Annotated in this window: 18 protein-coding genes and 1 tRNA gene; 8 read left to right on the top strand and 11 right to left on the bottom strand. The window is 68.5% G+C overall.

The window, feature by feature from the left end; translation table 11 throughout:
* Window positions 1-102: 102 nt before the first annotated feature.
* The gene (locus P1K31_RS01605) at window positions 103-342 is read right to left on the bottom strand and encodes a hypothetical protein (protein WP_276304530.1); all 240 of its coding nucleotides are present in this window, start codon (window positions 340-342) and stop codon (window positions 103-105) included.
* A gap of 335 nt (window positions 343-677) precedes the next feature.
* Here P1K31_RS01605 and P1K31_RS01610 point away from each other — a divergent pair, with 335 nt between their 5' ends.
* The 3 genes from P1K31_RS01610 to P1K31_RS01620 are packed head-to-tail and all read left to right on the top strand — an operon-like array spanning window position 678 to window position 1,702.
* On the top strand, window positions 678-974 hold the full coding sequence (locus P1K31_RS01610) for a DUF433 domain-containing protein (RefSeq protein WP_276304531.1): 297 nt from the start codon (window positions 678-680) through the stop codon (window positions 972-974).
* A 55-nt stretch (window positions 975-1,029) separates the two neighbouring features.
* Window positions 1,030-1,290 carry an antitoxin VapB family protein gene (locus P1K31_RS01615; RefSeq protein ID WP_276304532.1) on the top strand — a complete coding sequence of 87 codons (261 nt, stop codon included), beginning with the start codon at window positions 1,030-1,032 and terminating at the stop codon, window positions 1,288-1,290.
* 10 nt (window positions 1,291-1,300) lie between these two features.
* Window positions 1,301-1,702: a PIN domain-containing protein gene (locus P1K31_RS01620; RefSeq protein WP_276304533.1), complete on the top strand. Its 402-nt coding sequence runs from the start codon at window positions 1,301-1,303 to the stop codon at window positions 1,700-1,702.
* A 113-nt stretch (window positions 1,703-1,815) separates the two neighbouring features.
* Here the strand turns inward: P1K31_RS01620 and P1K31_RS01625 are convergent, their stop codons facing one another.
* The gene (locus P1K31_RS01625) at window positions 1,816-1,968 is read right to left on the bottom strand and encodes a hypothetical protein (protein WP_276304534.1); all 153 of its coding nucleotides are present in this window, start codon (window positions 1,966-1,968) and stop codon (window positions 1,816-1,818) included.
* A gap of 210 nt (window positions 1,969-2,178) precedes the next feature.
* A tRNA-Pro gene (locus P1K31_RS01630) sits at window positions 2,179-2,251 on the bottom strand.
* Between the two features lie 204 nt (window positions 2,252-2,455).
* On the opposite strand from P1K31_RS01630, the gene P1K31_RS01635 reads away from it, so the two are divergent.
* A complete protein-coding gene (locus P1K31_RS01635; RefSeq protein WP_276304535.1) occupies window positions 2,456-3,352 on the top strand; it encodes a mechanosensitive ion channel family protein in 897 nt (298 codons plus the stop codon).
* On the opposite strand, the gene P1K31_RS01640 is transcribed toward P1K31_RS01635, so the two are convergent.
* The 4 genes from P1K31_RS01640 to P1K31_RS01655 all read right to left on the bottom strand — a co-directional run bounded on the left by P1K31_RS01640 (window position 3,349) and on the right by P1K31_RS01655 (window position 6,497).
* Window positions 3,349-4,218 (bottom strand): RNA-guided pseudouridylation complex pseudouridine synthase subunit Cbf5, encoded by an 870-nt coding sequence (locus P1K31_RS01640; protein ID WP_276304536.1) that lies wholly within the window; start codon window positions 4,216-4,218, stop codon window positions 3,349-3,351. The genes P1K31_RS01635 and P1K31_RS01640 overlap by 4 nt on opposite strands.
* Window positions 4,219-4,224: 6 nt before the next feature.
* On the bottom strand, window positions 4,225-4,803 hold the full coding sequence (gene cmk, locus P1K31_RS01645; protein ID WP_276304537.1) for a (d)CMP kinase: 579 nt from the start codon (window positions 4,801-4,803) through the stop codon (window positions 4,225-4,227).
* Window positions 4,804-4,839: 36 nt separating this feature from the next.
* A complete protein-coding gene (locus P1K31_RS01650) occupies window positions 4,840-5,727 on the bottom strand; it encodes a DUF106 domain-containing protein (protein WP_276304538.1) in 888 nt (295 codons plus the stop codon).
* 122 nt (window positions 5,728-5,849) lie between these two features.
* Window positions 5,850-6,497, bottom strand: coding sequence for an adenylate kinase (locus P1K31_RS01655; protein WP_276304539.1), 648 nt, complete (start codon window positions 6,495-6,497; stop codon window positions 5,850-5,852).
* Window positions 6,498-6,554: 57 nt separating this feature from the next.
* Here P1K31_RS01655 and P1K31_RS01660 point away from each other — a divergent pair, with 57 nt between their 5' ends.
* The 4 genes from P1K31_RS01660 to P1K31_RS01675 are packed head-to-tail and all read left to right on the top strand — an operon-like array spanning window position 6,555 to window position 9,511.
* Window positions 6,555-6,695, top strand: coding sequence for a hypothetical protein (locus tag P1K31_RS01660; protein WP_276304540.1), 141 nt, complete (start codon window positions 6,555-6,557; stop codon window positions 6,693-6,695).
* A 24-nt stretch (window positions 6,696-6,719) separates the two neighbouring features.
* Window positions 6,720-7,082, top strand: a complete 363-nt coding sequence (locus P1K31_RS01665) for a DUF7975 family protein (protein ID WP_276304541.1) — start codon at window positions 6,720-6,722, stop codon at window positions 7,080-7,082.
* A 47-nt stretch (window positions 7,083-7,129) separates the two neighbouring features.
* Window positions 7,130-7,837: a potassium channel family protein gene (locus P1K31_RS01670; protein ID WP_276304542.1), complete on the top strand. Its 708-nt coding sequence runs from the start codon at window positions 7,130-7,132 to the stop codon at window positions 7,835-7,837.
* A gap of 3 nt (window positions 7,838-7,840) precedes the next feature.
* A complete protein-coding gene (locus P1K31_RS01675) occupies window positions 7,841-9,511 on the top strand; it encodes a TrkH family potassium uptake protein (RefSeq protein ID WP_276304543.1) in 1,671 nt (556 codons plus the stop codon).
* Between the two features lie 90 nt (window positions 9,512-9,601).
* On the opposite strand, the gene P1K31_RS01680 is transcribed toward P1K31_RS01675, so the two are convergent.
* From P1K31_RS01680 to trkA, 4 genes are all read right to left on the bottom strand, one after another.
* A complete protein-coding gene (locus P1K31_RS01680; RefSeq protein WP_276304544.1) occupies window positions 9,602-10,192 on the bottom strand; it encodes a hypothetical protein in 591 nt (196 codons plus the stop codon).
* A 90-nt stretch (window positions 10,193-10,282) separates the two neighbouring features.
* Window positions 10,283-11,845 (bottom strand): TrkH family potassium uptake protein, encoded by a 1,563-nt coding sequence (locus tag P1K31_RS01685; protein ID WP_368410875.1) that lies wholly within the window; start codon window positions 11,843-11,845, stop codon window positions 10,283-10,285.
* Between the two features lie 75 nt (window positions 11,846-11,920).
* Entirely contained in the window at window positions 11,921-13,408 is a 1,488-nt protein-coding gene (locus tag P1K31_RS01690) for a TrkH family potassium uptake protein (protein ID WP_379793981.1), read from the bottom strand.
* On the bottom strand, window positions 13,405-14,733 hold the full coding sequence (gene trkA / locus P1K31_RS01695) for a Trk system potassium transporter TrkA (RefSeq protein WP_276304546.1): 1,329 nt from the start codon (window positions 14,731-14,733) through the stop codon (window positions 13,405-13,407). The genes P1K31_RS01690 and trkA overlap by 4 nt, the downstream gene beginning before the upstream one ends.
* Window positions 14,734-14,760: the final 27 nt, after the last annotated feature.

The following is a 14,760-nucleotide window of genomic DNA, read 5'->3' on the forward strand; positions in this document are numbered from 1 at the left end:
TGTAGGGACGGAAACGCGATCGCGTGACGAACTGGCACCGGATCTCTCCCCCGCGTCTCCTCCCCCGCGTTCGCCGGAATCCCCGACGGGCGTTTCGCGACCTCAGTCGTCGAATTCGTCGTCATGTTGCTCGTAGATGATCGTCAGTCTGCCCGTCGTCGGATGCTTCGCTGCGTCTCGAAGCGTTCTGAACCCCTGAAGCAGTTCGCTCGCGTCGTCCGAGCCCTCCCGGACGCTTCGTGACTCCTCTCGAATCGTGTCGTAGGCTCGCTCCAGGATGCGCCGAGCGGCGTACGAATCCGTTTTCGAGTCTATCTCGAAGGAAGCCTCGTATCGCGACATGCCCGCGGTTAGTCCTCCACCGGGATAACAGTCATCACGTATCGCGGTGGCTCCCACTTGATCTGCGTTCAGAAAACACCTAACCTAGGGGGTTTCTCTAGACGCTACGGCTGTCGTGACGGGCAGACTCGTGAGTTCGACTGACCTACAGCAGCAGATTCAGGACGCACAGGTCGAAGTCGGGAACTCATCAGTGGCTATGGAACTCCGGCCTCGCGAACCTGCTCTACTTCGTCTACAAGTACTTCCGCGAGTCGACCGGAAGTTACTCCCGGACGAACCGTCGAGCGCGGACTGGCCCAACCGTTATCTCCCGTACTGCCCGTATCACACGTATGAGCACCGTCGAGGTGGGCGGCATCGTGCCGGGCGAGGAGTCCGACATCCACGACAAACCCCACATCGAGGGGAGTCGCATCACGGTGCAGTACGTCCACAGCCGCGTCGAGGAGCGCGGCCTCCGCCCGGAGACGGTCGCCGACCGGCACAATCTCGACCTTGCGGACGTGTACGCGGCGCTGGCGTACTACCACCGGAATCCCGAGGAGATGCGCCGCGTCGCCGAACAACGGGCGCGCCGTCTCCAGGTCGCCGAGGAGCGGACGACGCTGACACCGCTAGGCCGCGACTGACCACTTCTATCACCGCGCCGAAAGCCTGTTACAGGTGTGATGCGAAGGGCGAGGTATGAGCAAGACGATCCGCGTCCCGAACCGGGTGTACGAGCGTATCAAGGCTCACCAGCAGGAGCACGAGAGCGTCGGGGAGACCCTCGACCGCCTCGTCGGGGGGCGCTCGCTTCGAGAGCTGTCGGGCATTCTCACCGAGGCGGAGGGCGAGACGATGCGCGAGGCAATCGCGGCAGCCGAGCAGCGGGGTAACCGCGATCTCGACGACCTCGTCGAGCGTATCGAGCAGGCGCGAGAGTCGGCCACGGAGACGGAGTGACCGTCGAGGGATGCTCCTCGACACGGATTTCATCATCGACGTGATGCTCGATCACGCGGGGGCGACCGCGACACTCGACGCGCTCGAGGCCGACGAGCGGGTACTGTTCGTCCCGACTCCAGCGCTGTTCGAACTCTATCACAGCATCAGTCGGGTCAACGACCCCGATGGACGACGGGCCGCCATCGAGGCCGTGATCGAGTCCTATCCGACGGTCCCGGCGGACGCGACGGTGATGCGGAAAGCCGGGCGCATCCACGGCGATCTCGCGGCCGGCGGAGGAGAGATCGGCCCGATGGACGCGATCATCGGGGCGATGGGCGTCGTCCGGAGCGAACCCGTGCTCACGGCCAACGTCAAACACTTCGAGCGGATTCCCGGTCTGACCGTCGAAACGTACGAGAAGGCGTGAGCGCCGCCGGACTAGCGACCGAGCCAGCCAGCAGCGTCACCACCCGCTGAACATCTCGCCCGGGATGAGCAGAAGGGCCCCCCGTCTCGGCGTGGTGGCCGATCACCAGCTCGTCACCGGGGGCCAGCCCGAGGCCCTGCGCCGACGCCCTCGACGGCCCGTCGGACCTCCGCGTCAGTCGCGCCGGACGCCGGATGGAGCGTCCGGACGCCCATCACCGGACCGTAGAGCGCCGAGGCTCTGACGAACGACAGACGACCCGCCATCAGGCCCACCCTCGACTACCGACCCCGGCGGTTTCAGAGGGCTCTCCCGCCCGATGTTGCCGGCGCATATAATTTCTCATGGGACCGCTGAGATTCGAACTCGTCGAGACGGTCCTGCTCGCTCGCTGCGCGGGCTGCGACTCGTCTGCTCGAATCCGCGCGCTCGTAACCGCTACACTCGGCGCTGGCAGGCAGCGCCGAGAGAATCAGTGGGACCGCTGAGATTCGAACTCAGGTCCGACGCACCCCATGCGCCGAGGATACCAGGCTACCCCACGGTCCCGCGTCCGCGTTTCGAGAGATGGCAGTCCCCGGGTTAAGCACTTCGTTTCCCTCCCGTCGCGGGACGGTCGCACTCGCGGCGCGATCGGCCGAGCGGCGACCGGGGCGAGCGATCCCGAACGCGGCCCGTCGCCGACGATGACGGTCACGAGATCGGTTCGTTCCGCGGTCTTATCGCCCGCGGCCGAGTGGGGTCGTCATGCGTATGACCTCCGTGCAACTCTCCGGCGAACTCGGTCGGTTGGAGAACCTCGCCGCGGAGTCGGCCGCGCAGTTGCTCGAATTTCTCGCGCAGCTCGTGGTGTTCACGGTCGTGTTCGTCGCGCTGGCACTCGTCGGCCGATGGCTGGTCGTCCCGCTCGCACAGCGAGTGGTCGACGCCCGTCACGCCGAGCCGACGATCGCCCGGCCGACGATGAAGGCGGTCCGGGGTAGCGTCCTCGTCGTCGCCGTCGGGGTGGCGTTCGCGGTCGCGGGCTTCGGGAACCTCGTGTCCGCGACGGCCACGATGGCGGCGGCGCTCACCCTCGCGGTCGGGTTTGCCTCTCGCGACATCATCTCGAACATCGTGGGTGGCCTGTTCATGATCTCGGATCCGAAGTTCAACATCGGCGACTGGATCGCGTGGAACGAGCGCGAGGGCGTCATCGAGGACATCAGCTTCCGGATGACGCGCATCCGGACGTTCGACAACCAGGTGGTCACGGTCCCCAACTCCACGCTGATCAACGCCGAGGTCACCAACTACGTCACGAAGCCGCGACTGCGCATCGACCTCCCGATCACCATCGGGTACGACGACGACATCGACACCGCGCGGCGGATCGTCCTGGAGGAGGCCGAGCGGATGGACGAGATCCTCGACGTACCCGAACCGGCAGTCTACGTGGACGAACTCGCCGACCGGTACGTCGGACTGGAGACGTTCGTCTGGATCCGAAGCCCCTCGCGCCGGCGGTACCTCGACATCCGCTCCGCGTTCGCGCAGGCGGTGAAGGAACGGTGCGACGAGGAGGACGTGGAACTCCCGTACCCCCAGTACGTCGACGGGGAGGTCGCGGTCGTGGAGCGGTCCGAGCGCGTCCCGTGGCGGGACGGCTAGACCAGCACGCGCTCCAGTTCGACGACGGTCCCCGCGTCCGACGCGGGGTCGCCGACGAGCCGTCCCAGACAGACCGCCGCGGCGTCGGGCGTGTAGCAGGCGACGAGGGCATCCTCGTCGGCGTCCTCGGCGTTGAGAACGCCCGGCGCGTACACCGGTGCGCCGTGGGCGACCTGCTCCGCGGCGCTCTCGGCGACGGTGACGCGGGGGAGGTGGACGAGCGCGCGCTCCGCGGGTCGGACGCACTCGCGCAGGAGCGACTCGTCGCCGTCGTCGGCGAACGCGAGTGCGTCGGTCACGTCGTGCATCGTCGCGAGGTCGGTGTCGTCGAACGGGCCGGTCCGGACGCGACGCAGGTCGCCCATGTGCGCGCCCGTCCCGAGCGCGAGGCCGATGTCGTGACAGAGCTTCCTGACGTAGGTCCCGGACGCGCACTCGACGCGCAGGAGCGCGCGGCGGTCCTCGCGTTCGAGGACCGTAAGCTCGTGGACGGTCCGGGTGCGCAGCCGCCTGCGGACGGCGCTCTTCCGCGGCGGCTTCTGGTAGATCTCCCCCTCGAACTCGGCGACGACGGCCTCGAAGTCGGCCGGCGCGGTGCGGTGGAGTTCGAGCACCGCGACGTATCCCTTCACGCTGTCGTCGAAGACCTGCGCCATCCGCGTCGCGTCGCCGAGCATGACGGGGAGACAGCCGGTCACCTTGGGGTCGAGCGTCCCCGCGTGGGCGGCGCGGTCGACGCCGACGAGGTCGCGGAGCCAGCCCGCGACCTGGTGGGAGGACGGGCCGGGGGGCTTGTCGAGGTTGACCACGCCGAAAGTCAGGAGGTCGTCGAGCGAGCGGTCGTCGGGGGATCCGCGCACGGTCACGTCACCTCAGAACTGGTAGCGGACGCCCTCGATCGGGGCCTTCCCCTCGTCGTGCTCGGGGTCGTAGACCTCGACGAACGCCGCGATGACCCCCACGACGCCGTCGGGGTCGAGTCGGGCGGTGTTGAGCGCGAGGTCGTAGATGGAGCGGTCCCGGATGTCGATGCCGTAGTACTCGCGGTAGCGGAGCGCCTCGCTCTCGGCGCGGGCCTCCGTCTCCCGCCGAGCGAGGTCGATCGACTTCTCCTCGCGCTCGGCGATTCGGGCGGCGCGCACGGCGGGCGGCGCGTCGAGCCAGAGGCGGAGGTCGGCGTAGTCCCCCGCCATCCACCCGGCGAGGCGCGATTCGAGCACGAGGCCGTCGCGCTCGCGGGCGATCTCCCGCTGGCGACGGTCGAGGTCGCGGTCGATGGCGTCGTCCTCCTCCGCGAGCCGGTTCAGTTCGAGGGGGGTGAGGTCGCGCTCTGCAGCCACCGATCGGAAGATGTCGCCGCCGCTCACGTGCTCGTAACCGAGCACCTCGGCGAGGGCGGCGGCCGCCGTGCTCTTGCCGCTGCCGGCCGGTCCGGAGACGGTGATCAACATGTCCCCTCTCCGGGGCACGGGGTAAAAGAGGTTGTCTTACGACGTCGACGGCGTCGTGCTGATGTTTAACGCCTTGCGGATTACCTGCGTGAACCCGAGCGAGCAGACGAAGTACCAGACGATCCACGCCGGCATGACGAACGCGGTCCTGTTCCACGCTACCTCGCCGAAGAGGGGCATGGTCACCGTGCCGAGGGTCCCCCCGTTCTCCAGGATCATCCAGTAGAGCCAGAGGAAGACGGGGATGGTGAGCAGCATGATCCACACCATCGGGCGGAACTGCTCCTTCATCATGCCCATCTGGTCGCCCATCGCCTCCATCTGCTCCTTCTGGATACGCTCGACGGCCGCGTCGTCGTCGCGCGCCTTCGCGTCCTTGAGCCGCTTCTGGATGTCCTTCGCCTTGGCCTGGTACTCGCCCATCTTCTCGGTGTTCATCAGGTTCGCCTGCAGGAGCGTCGAGTACAGCCCCGTCACCATCGCGAGGACGAGCACGACGGCGTAGAACGGGAGCGCCTCGTTGAGCGGTCCGAGGACGAGGTCGAGCGTCTGGCCGATCGCGTTGCGGACCGACCCGATGGAGTACCCGAGGAACATGCCGAGCGCGCCCACGGCGGCGGCCTTGTCGTAGGCGGTCCAGCCGGTCTCCTCGTCGTCGGCCGCGGTCTTCGCCTGCTTCACGTCGTCGTCGTCGAGCGCCACCTCGATCGCGTCGCGGTCCTGGATGGCGAAGCCGTCGCCGCTCGCGCTCTTCAGGACTCCCTTCTCGATGAGCCGACCCCACTGGCCGCTGGTGAGTTCGTCGTTCACGTCGGCCCACTCGACTGTGCCGCCCTCGGCGCGGTCGAGCACGACCCGGAGGGCCTCGTCCATCGCGGGGTCCTCGCGGACGAGGTCCTCGACCTTCGTAGCTACCCGTGCCATTATCGGGGGGTTAGCGAGGCCGGAATATCAACCCTGTGGACCCGCGGTGCGGGTCGCGGGGAGGGGGCGGCCGTCCGCGGTCCGTCCGGTCGTCGGTCGATCGCCTCGCCCCCGTTTCCCGGCTACTCGTCGCTCGACGTCGCCTCCTCGACGGTCTGCCGGAGGTCCTGCCAGACCTCGTCCGGCGTCCCCTCGCCGTCGACGCGCGCCAGCAGGCCGCGCTCCTCGTAGAACTCGACGAGCGGCTTCGTGTTCTCCTCGTAGACGGTGAGTCGCTCGCGCACCGTCTCCTCGGTGTCGTCGTCGCGCTGGACCAAGTCGCTCCCGCACTCGTCGCAGACGCCCTCCGTCTCCGGCGGGTTGAACTCGACGTGGTAGGTCGCGCCGCACTCCGGGCAGACGCGGCGGCCGGTGAGCCGCCTGATCAGCTCCTCGCGGCCCACGTCGAGCAGCGGGACGACGTCGATCGTCGCGTGCTCGTCGAGGAACTCCGCCTGCGACAGGTTGCGCGGGTAGCCGTCGAGGACGAACCCCTCGTCCGCGTCCTCCAGGGCGGTGACGACGATCTCGTTGACGACGGGGTCCGGCACGAGGTCGCCCCTGTCCATGTACTCACGGGGCTTTCCGTAGTCGGTCTCCATGTCCTTGTTCGCGCGGAGGGCGTCGCCCGTCGTGATGTGTTCGACGCCGTACTCCTCGACGACGTTCTTGCTCTGCGTTCCCTTGCCTGCGCCCGGCGGACCGAGCAACAGGATGCGCGGGTTGCTCATACCGGCCCCTCACGGCCCGGCATAAAAGGTTTGTAGGAACCGGCCGCGTTTCCGCCGATGACCGATCCCCGGACGGTCGCCACCTACGACGGCGCGTTCGCGCTCGCGTCGTTCCTCCACGTCCCGCGGACGCAGACGGGATGCTCGCCGGGTGCCGGCGCGTCCTCCGCGCCGGCGGCGTCCTCGGGGGCCGCTTAAGTCCCCCTCGTCCGTACCTCCGTCATGACCCGATTCGAGGCGGACGAACCCCGGGAGCGCCTCGGGCTCGTCGTCGACGCCATCGCCGCCCACCGAACCCGCGACAGCGAGGGGGCGGTCCTCGAGACCGACCGCGCGACCGTCCGGTACGCCGACCGAACCCTCCGCATCGAGTGCGATCCCGACGAGCGCGAGCGCCTGAACGCGCTGCTCGCGGACTTCCACGTCTTCAAGGTCGCCCAGCCCGAGACGCGGAAGGCCCCGGAGGGCGTCGTCTACCTCTCGGCGATCGCCGACCCGAAACACGCCGCGGACTTCGTCGAGGGGCTCTTCCGGCGGGTCTACGGCCACGGCGAGGGGTACGAACTGCGCGTCGTCCGCGTCTGACGTCGTAACGACAACGTTTCAAGACCGTCGGGTGAAGTCCGGGGCAGATGTACATCGTCATCGTCGGGGCGGGAGACATCGGCACCCCGCTCATCGAGATCGCCACCAGCGGCGGTAACGAGGTGGTCGTCATCGAGATCGACTCGCGCAAGGCAGAGCGCACGGCCGCCGACTTCGACTGCCTCGTCATCAACGACGACGCGACGGTGAAGGAGACGCTCCTCGACGCGGGCACCGACCGCGCGGACGCGCTCATCTCCACGACCGACCAGGACGCCACCAACATCATGGTCTGCCTGCTCGCCCAGGAACTCGACGTGCCGGACATCGTCTCCGTGGTCCACAACCCGAATCACATGGGGATCTTCGAGCAGATCGGCGTCAACACGATGGAGAACCCCCAGCGCCTCATCGCGGAGTACCTCTACCGGGCGGTGAAACGCCCCACCATCGTCGACTACATGCACGTCGGGGAGACGGCCGAGGTGTTCGAGATCCGCGTCGGCGAGAACGCGGACATCGCCGGAAAGACGCTCCTGGAGGCCGACGAGGGCGGTCTCCTCCACGAGGACATGCTCGTCGTCGCCGTCGAGCGCAACGGGGAGGAAAACCCCATCACCCCCCGCGGGAACACCGTCATCGAACCCGGCGACCTGCTGACGGTCTACTCCGGCGAGGGGGCGACCCCGGAGGTGACCGACATCTTCGGCCACTACGAGGATCACGCGGACGCGACGACGCCGGACACGGAGTGACCGATGCCGAGTCGCCAGTCCGTTCGCGGCACGCCCGCGGACCTCGCCGTCATCCTCCGCGACGTCGGCGCGCTGTTGCTCATGGAGGCGGCGCTCATGACCGTCACCACGCTCGTCGCGCTCGCCTTCCGCGAGTGGTACGTCGCGCTCGCGTTCCTCGCGGCGGGTGGCCTGACCGCCGGCGTCGGCTACGCCGCCCGCACCCGGTTCGCCGACGCCCCCGCCCCGCGGACGAAACACGGGATGGTCATCGCCGCCGCCGGCTGGTTCTCCGTCGCCGTCTTCGGCGCGCTCCCGCTCCTGTTCAGCGCGCACCTCGTCCCCCCCGATCTCGCCGCGCGGTACGTTCCCGCGGGGGCGGACTACGGCCGGTCGAGCCTGTTCGTCTTCCGGAACCCGCTGCACGCGCTCTTCGAGTCGATGAGCGGGTGGACCGGGAGCGGGCTGACGATGGCCGTCCACGAGCCGTCGCTTCCACGCGCCGTCCAGTGGTGGCGCTCGCTCATGCAGTGGGTCGGCGGCGTGGGGGTCATCGTCCTCACCGTCTCGATCCTCGCCCGCCCCGGGAGCGGGAGCTACACGCTCTACCGGAGCGAGGCGCGAGAGGAGAAGATCCACCCGAGCGTCATCTCGACCGTGCGGACCGTCTGGAAGATCTTCCTGCTCTACACGGTGATCGCGGTCGCGCTGCTGTTCGTCGCCATCCTGACGAGCACGAGCCCGTACGCCCGGGAACTCTCGACGTTCGAGGCGTTCTGGCAGGCGCTCAACCACGCCATGACGGGGCTCTCGACCGGGGGGTTCTCCGTGACGGACAACTCCATCGAGACGTACAACTCGCCGCTGATCGAGTTCGTCCTCCTGCCGATCATGACGCTGGGTGCGATCGCGTTTCCGATCCACTACCTCGTGCTGCGCGACCGCGACCCCGGGGAGCTGTTCGCGGACCTCCAGACGCGCTGGCTGTTCATCCTCTACGCCCTCGGCGTCGTCGGCCTCTCCGCGCAGTTGCTGCTGGTCGGTCTCCCCGGCGGGGGGTACGGCGCGGTCGCCCCCGCGCTCGGCGTCCTCCCGCTGCAGGCGGGCGGTCTCTCGACCGCGCAACTCGACGCCGTCCGCGACGCCGCCTTCCAGTTCGTCTCGGCGCTCAGCTGCACGGGGTTTCAGTCCTCGCCCATCGGGGACTGGAACGCGGGCGGGAAGCTCATCCTCTCGACGGCGATGGTCCTCGGCGGCGCGGCGGGGTCGACCGTCGGCGGCATCAAGATCATCCGCGGGTACACCGTCTCGCGGGGCATCGTGTGGCAGTTCTCGCGGGTGTTCCTCCCCGCCAACGCCGTCGTGACGGCGCGGATCGGCGACCGGACGCTCTCCCGCACCGAGATGGAGCGGGAGTTCTCCGAGGCGGCCATCGTCAGCCTGCTGTGGGTCATCCTGCTCATCGCCTCGAGCCTCGTGCTCGTCAACGCCGTCGGCCCGGGGTTCGGCTACGCCGACGCGCTGTTCGAGGTGGCGAGCGCGCAGGGCAACGTCGGCCTCTCGACGGGCATCACCGGCCCGTCGATGAACCCGTTCGCCGAGGCGATGTTCGTCCTCAACATGTGGATCGGCCGGCTGGAGATCATCCCGGTGCTCGTGTTCCTGCGGTCGGCGATCAAGGGGCTCAACCCCTGATACGGACCGCTGTAAGTCATGTACGCAGCGACCGCCCGCTTTCGGGCGGCCGAAGCGGTAAACAGTTACAGCAGTCCGTATGACGCCCGCTCACCGCCACATCCGCGACCCCGCGGCGAAGAACGCCACGGACAGCGCGCCCGTGAGGACGAGCGCCTCGACGAAGCCGTCCGTCCCGTCGAGGATGACGCTGAGGTAGAGAAACACCAGTCCGGAGAACAGGAACGTCTGGGCGATCATCACGAGCCCGTACATCTGTCGGATGGTGATCTCGTTGCGGTCGACCGCCTCGCGGTACGACGACAGGAGCGTCCGCTCCACCCGGGCGCTTCTCGGCCGACCGGGCGTCTCGTTCGGCACCGCCCGCACCGTCTTGAGCGTTCGCAGCGCCAGGAACCCGCCGCTGTTGCTCGTGAAGATGAAGATGAAGAACGAGGAGAACAGAAGCGAGAGGCCCAGTCCGGCGTACAACCGCGAGGTCACGACGATACCGGGGACGCGGGAGAACGCGACGACGCCGCCGAGCAACACCCCGGTCAGCTGTGCGAGGGTGAGCGCGGTCCGGACGAGACTATCGGAGCGGTCCACCTGGTACTCGATCTGCCGTCGGTGCTCCTCGAGGGCGATCCCGGCACCTCTCCGGTCCGGCCTCCCCCCCGTCGACCGCTCGTCGTCGCTCATCTCGCCGTCCTCCCCGCCGTGTCTCAGGGACGGCGGCCGGCATAATCTCGTTGCCCACCGTTCCGGCGGGCGGTGCGTCGGCGGCGGATCTCAGGACCGCCAGTACGCGCGGGTCAGCAGCACCAGCACGGGGATGATCTCGAGGCGACCGACCCACATCAGAAAGACCATGTAGAGCTTCGAGAAGCCGGAGAACTCGAGGTAGCTCTGCATGGGACCGAGGCTACCGAATCCCGGCCCGACGTTGCCGAGCGTCGCGCCGACGGCGCTCATCGCCTCGAACGCCGACAGCGCGTAGCCGATCCGCTGTGCGTCAACGAGCAGGACGACGACGCTCACGAAGAAGAGCGTGACGTAGAGCAGCGTGAAGGCGAAGATGCCCCGGATGGTGCGCTCGTCGAGGACGTTCCCGCCGAGGCGGACGGGCCGGACGGCCTCGGGGTGGACCGTCGTGAACAGTTCGCGTCGGACGGTCTTCAGGATCACCAGCCAGCGGACGACCTTGATCGCGCCGCCGGTCGATCCCGCCGAGCCGCCGATGAGCATCGCCACGAGCAGGAGGTACTTCGTCGAGTCGCTCCACGCGTTGAAGTCCATGCTCGCGTAGCCGGTCGTCGTCATGATCGAGACGAACTGGAAGGTCGACTCCCGGAGCGACCGCTCGACGTCCCCGGGTATGGTATCGCGCGCGACCGCGAGGTACTCCGCCCCGACGGTGACGCCGCCGGTCGCGAGCCCGGTGCCGGCGAACAGCAGGACGGCACCGAGGGCGCTCAGTGCGCCGAGGAGCCCGAGGTAGAAGCGGAACTCGCTGTCGCGGAACAGCCGTCGCGGCTTGCCGTCGACGACCTGCCAGACGAGCGCGAAGTTCACCCCCGCGGCGATCATGAACGGGATTATCACCCACTGGACGGCCGCCGAGAACGCCTCGATGGAGCGCGCCTCGGGCGAGAACCCGCCGGTCGGCATCGTCGTCAGTCCGTGGGCGACCGCGTTGTAGAACGTCATGTTCGGCGCGAACCCGCCGAGGTGGAGCGCGTAGAGCAGGAGGACCTCGAGCGCCGTCAGTCCGAGGTACGCGAGCCAGAGCACGCGCGCCGTCTCCGCGATCCGCGGGGTGAGCTTCTCGATGCCGGGGCCGGGTGCCTCGGCGTCGATCAACTGCGCGCCGCCGACGGAGAGTTCCGGCAGGATGGCGACCGCGAGGACGACGATGCCCATCCCGCCGAGCCACTGGGTGAGCTGTCGCCACATCATGAGCGCCCGCGAGTGGGTGTCGAAGGAGATGTCCCCCATCACCGTCGCGCCGGTGGTCGTGAAGCCGCTCATCGACTCGAAGAGCGCGTTCGTCGGGAAGCGAAGCGTCGACTCGCTTCCCGCGCCCGCGAGCAGGTACGGGAGCGTGCCGACGCCCGCCACCGCGAGCCACGTCAGCGCCACCATCAGGAACCCCTCGCGGGGACCGAGGTCCGGGGCGGGGTCGAGCCGTTCGAGGAGCGTACCCGCGACGACGGTGATGATGAGGGTGGCGACGAACACCCAGACGTCCTCCCCGTAGTAGACGGCGACGGCCAGCGGGAAGAGGAGCGCCGCAGAGAGATAGCGGAGGACCGTCCCGACGAGGCTGACGCTCGCACGCCACTCGACGCGGATCCGGCTCCCGGTCGAGACGCGTCGCGTGAAATTCACACGAAAGCCTGTCCGGGGCGCGAGTATCAATCCACCGCTCTACGAACGCCAGAACGATGGCGTGAGCAGCAGTAACACGGGGATGATCTCGATGCGTCCGATCCACATCATGAGGATCATCGCCACCTTCGTCGTTCTCGGGAAGACGTTGTAGGTCCCGTAGGGTCCGGCCGGGCCGAACGCCGGACCGATGTTGAGGAACGTCGACGCGGCCGCCCCCATGACCTCGAACTCCCCGAGGGCGACCGACGCCCGCGAGACGTCGACGACCATGAACACCGTCAGCAGGCCGAAGATCACGAGACTGAGCAGGACGTACGCGATGACGTCGCGGATCGCCCGCTCGTCGACGATCGCCGATCCGAGGCGGACGGGACGAACCGCGTCGGGGTGGACGGCGAGCAGCAGGTTCCGCCGGAACGCCTTCGCCGCGACGAGCCACCGGAACGTCTTGATCGAGCAGGTGGTGCTCCCGGCCATCCCGCCGATGAACATGCCGAGAAAGAGCAGGTGGCGCGCGCCGACCGACCACGCGTCGAAGTCGCTGGAGGCGTAGCCGGTCGTCGTCACGATGGAGACGACCTGGAACGCGGCGTGTCGCACCGTCTCCCAGTCCCCGTCGTACGTCCCGTCGAGCGCGAGGAAGGCGGCGACGAGGACGGTACCGACGGCGAGGACGCCGAGGTAGGCCCGGAGCTCCTCGCTCCGGAGGAGCCGGTCGACGTCGCCCCGCAGCAGGTGATACAGGAGCACGAAGTTCGTCGCGCCGATGAGCATGAACGCGGCGATGACCCACTGCACCGCGGGCGTGAACGCCCCCACGCTGTCGGGTTCGGGAGAGAACCCGGCGGTCGAGACGGTCGTCAGGGCGTGAGCGACGGCGTTGTACGGCGTCATCGCGGGGGCGATGCCGACGACGTTCATGGCGAACAACAGGAGCGTCAACGCGACGGTCAGTACGGCGTACAGCCCGCCGATGAGCCGCGCGGTCTGGGTCATGCGCGGGGCGAGCTTCGCCACGTCCGTCGTCTGCGTCTCCGTCTCCATCAGCTTCGCGCCGCCGACCGAGAGCTGGGAGAAGAGCGCGACGACGAGGATGAGGATGCCGAGGCCGCCGAGCCACTGGAGGACCTGCCGCCACATCATGACGCCGCGGTCGTGAACGTCGAAGGACTCGAGGACCGTCGCGCCGGTCGTCGTGATGCCGCTCATCGACTCGAACAGCGCGTTCACCGGATCGGCGAAGACGCCCGTCCCGGCGAGGAGGAAGGGGAGCGCGCCGACGGCGGCCACGGCGAACCACGCGGCCGACACCATCAGATACGTCTCCCGCGGGCCGAGCGACCCGCGCTCGAACCGCCCGAGCGCGAGGCCGAGCGCGAGCGAGAGGCCCGCCGGCGCGAGGAGCGGCACCGGAGACTCGCCGTAGGCGAGCGAGACGCCGGCGGTGAGGGCGAGCGGGGCGGTCAGCGCCGTCAGGACGGTCCCGAGGTAGCTGGCGCTCGTGCGCCAGCGGACCCGCATCATATCACGTTCGTTACCTCGTCGACCGAGTCGGTCTCGGCGAACATGACGACGTGGTCACCGACCTCGATGACCGTGTCGCCGCGCGGAGTGATGAACACCCCGTCGCGGGTGATCGCCCCGAAGACGACGTTCGGGAGGCGGGTGACGACCTCGCGGATCGGTCGCCCGGCGAGTTCGCTGTCGGGAGCGACCTCGACCTCGATGACCTCCGCCCGGTCGCCCTCGATCATGGAGATGTTCTCCATGCGGCGCGAGCGGGTGAACCGGATGATCTCCTCGGCGGTGACCTCGCGCGGGCTGACCGCGACGTCCACCCCGACGGCCTCGAACAGGTCGGCGAAGTCGCCGGTGTCGACCACGGCGACGGCGCGCTCGGTGCCGAGTCGCTTCGCGAGGAGCGTCGCGAGGAGGTTCTGCTGGTCGTTCTCCAGGGTCGCCACGAGCACGTCGGCGTCGCCGATCCGCTCGCGTTCGAGGAAGTCCTGGTCGGTCGCGTCGCTCCCGAGGACGAGCGTCTTCGGGAGCCGTTCGGCGAGCCAGCGCGCGCGCTCCTCGTCGCGCTCGATCAGGCGGGGGTTGAACTCGCGCTCCTCGAGGAGCTGTGCGACCTGGTAGCCGATCTCGCTCCCGCCGACGATGACGACGTCGTTCGGTCCGTTCTGACTCGGGGCGATCGCCGCGCCGAACGCGCGGGCGCTCTCCGGGTGGCCGATCACGACGATCTCGTCCTCGCTCTCGATGCGGGTCTGACCGTTCGGGATGAGGATGTCGTCGTCGCGGATGATGGCGGCGAAGGTGAGCTGTTCGAACTCGTCGGCCTCCGCGACGGTCCGCCCCGCGACCGGGCTGTTCGGTGGCACCTTGAACTCGGTCATCTGGACGGTCCCGCCCGAGAACATGTCCACGTCCTGTGCCGTCGGGAGGCCGATGATGCCGACGATGGCGTTCGCGGTCAGCAGGTCCGTACAGATCATGAAGTCGATGCCGAAGGCGTACTCGGAGCGCTGCCACGTCCGGAGGTACTGCGGGCGCTTCACCCGGGCGATGGTGAACGCCTCGCCGACGGCCTTCGCCGTCCCGCAGGTGACGATGTTCGTCTCGTCGTCGTCCGTGCTGGCGATGATGATGTCCGCCTCCTCGATGCCCGCCTCCTCCAGGACGTCGAGGTCGGTTCCGTCGCCCGCGAGCGAGAGCACGTCCATGTCGTAGGCGAGGGCGTCCGCCCGCTCCGAATCGATGTCGACGACGACGACCTCGTGGGTGACGCTGAGGCTCTCGGCGATGCTCGAACCGACCTCGCCCGCGCCGACGACGACTACGCGCATTCGGACCCCTCTCGCATGGTCGAACCA

This window comes from Halomarina halobia, assembly GCF_029338575.1.
GTDB lineage: Archaea > Halobacteriota > Halobacteria > Halobacteriales > Haloarculaceae > Halomarina > Halomarina halobia.

Coding starts and splice junctions, on each gene's coding strand:
- P1K31_RS01690 (WP_379793981.1), bottom strand. CDS start 13,408: ATGATGCGGGTCCGCTGGCGCACGAGCGCCAGCTACCTCGGGACCGTC.
- P1K31_RS01660 (WP_276304540.1), top strand. CDS start 6,555: ATGACCGATCCCCGGACGGTCGCCACCTACGACGGCGCGTTCGCGCTC.
- P1K31_RS01620 (WP_276304533.1), top strand. CDS start 1,301: ATGCTCCTCGACACGGATTTCATCATCGACGTGATGCTCGATCACGCG.
- trkA (WP_276304546.1), bottom strand. CDS start 14,733: ATGCGCGTAGTCGTCGTCGGCGCGGGCGAGGTCGGTTCGAGCATCGCC.
- P1K31_RS01605 (WP_276304530.1), bottom strand. CDS start 342: ATGTCGCGATACGAGGCTTCCTTCGAGATAGACTCGAAAACGGATTCG.
- cmk (WP_276304537.1), bottom strand. CDS start 4,803: ATGTTGATCACCGTCTCCGGACCGGCCGGCAGCGGCAAGAGCACGGCG.
- P1K31_RS01615 (WP_276304532.1), top strand. CDS start 1,030: ATGAGCAAGACGATCCGCGTCCCGAACCGGGTGTACGAGCGTATCAAG.
- P1K31_RS01650 (WP_276304538.1), bottom strand. CDS start 5,727: ATGGCACGGGTAGCTACGAAGGTCGAGGACCTCGTCCGCGAGGACCCC.
- P1K31_RS01665 (WP_276304541.1), top strand. CDS start 6,720: ATGACCCGATTCGAGGCGGACGAACCCCGGGAGCGCCTCGGGCTCGTC.
- P1K31_RS01675 (WP_276304543.1), top strand. CDS start 7,841: ATGCCGAGTCGCCAGTCCGTTCGCGGCACGCCCGCGGACCTCGCCGTC.
- P1K31_RS01635 (WP_276304535.1), top strand. CDS start 2,456: ATGACCTCCGTGCAACTCTCCGGCGAACTCGGTCGGTTGGAGAACCTC.
- P1K31_RS01655 (WP_276304539.1), bottom strand. CDS start 6,497: ATGAGCAACCCGCGCATCCTGTTGCTCGGTCCGCCGGGCGCAGGCAAG.
- P1K31_RS01625 (WP_276304534.1), bottom strand. CDS start 1,968: ATGGCGGGTCGTCTGTCGTTCGTCAGAGCCTCGGCGCTCTACGGTCCG.
- P1K31_RS01670 (WP_276304542.1), top strand. CDS start 7,130: ATGTACATCGTCATCGTCGGGGCGGGAGACATCGGCACCCCGCTCATC.
- P1K31_RS01610 (WP_276304531.1), top strand. CDS start 678: ATGAGCACCGTCGAGGTGGGCGGCATCGTGCCGGGCGAGGAGTCCGAC.
- P1K31_RS01680 (WP_276304544.1), bottom strand. CDS start 10,192: ATGAGCGACGACGAGCGGTCGACGGGGGGGAGGCCGGACCGGAGAGGT.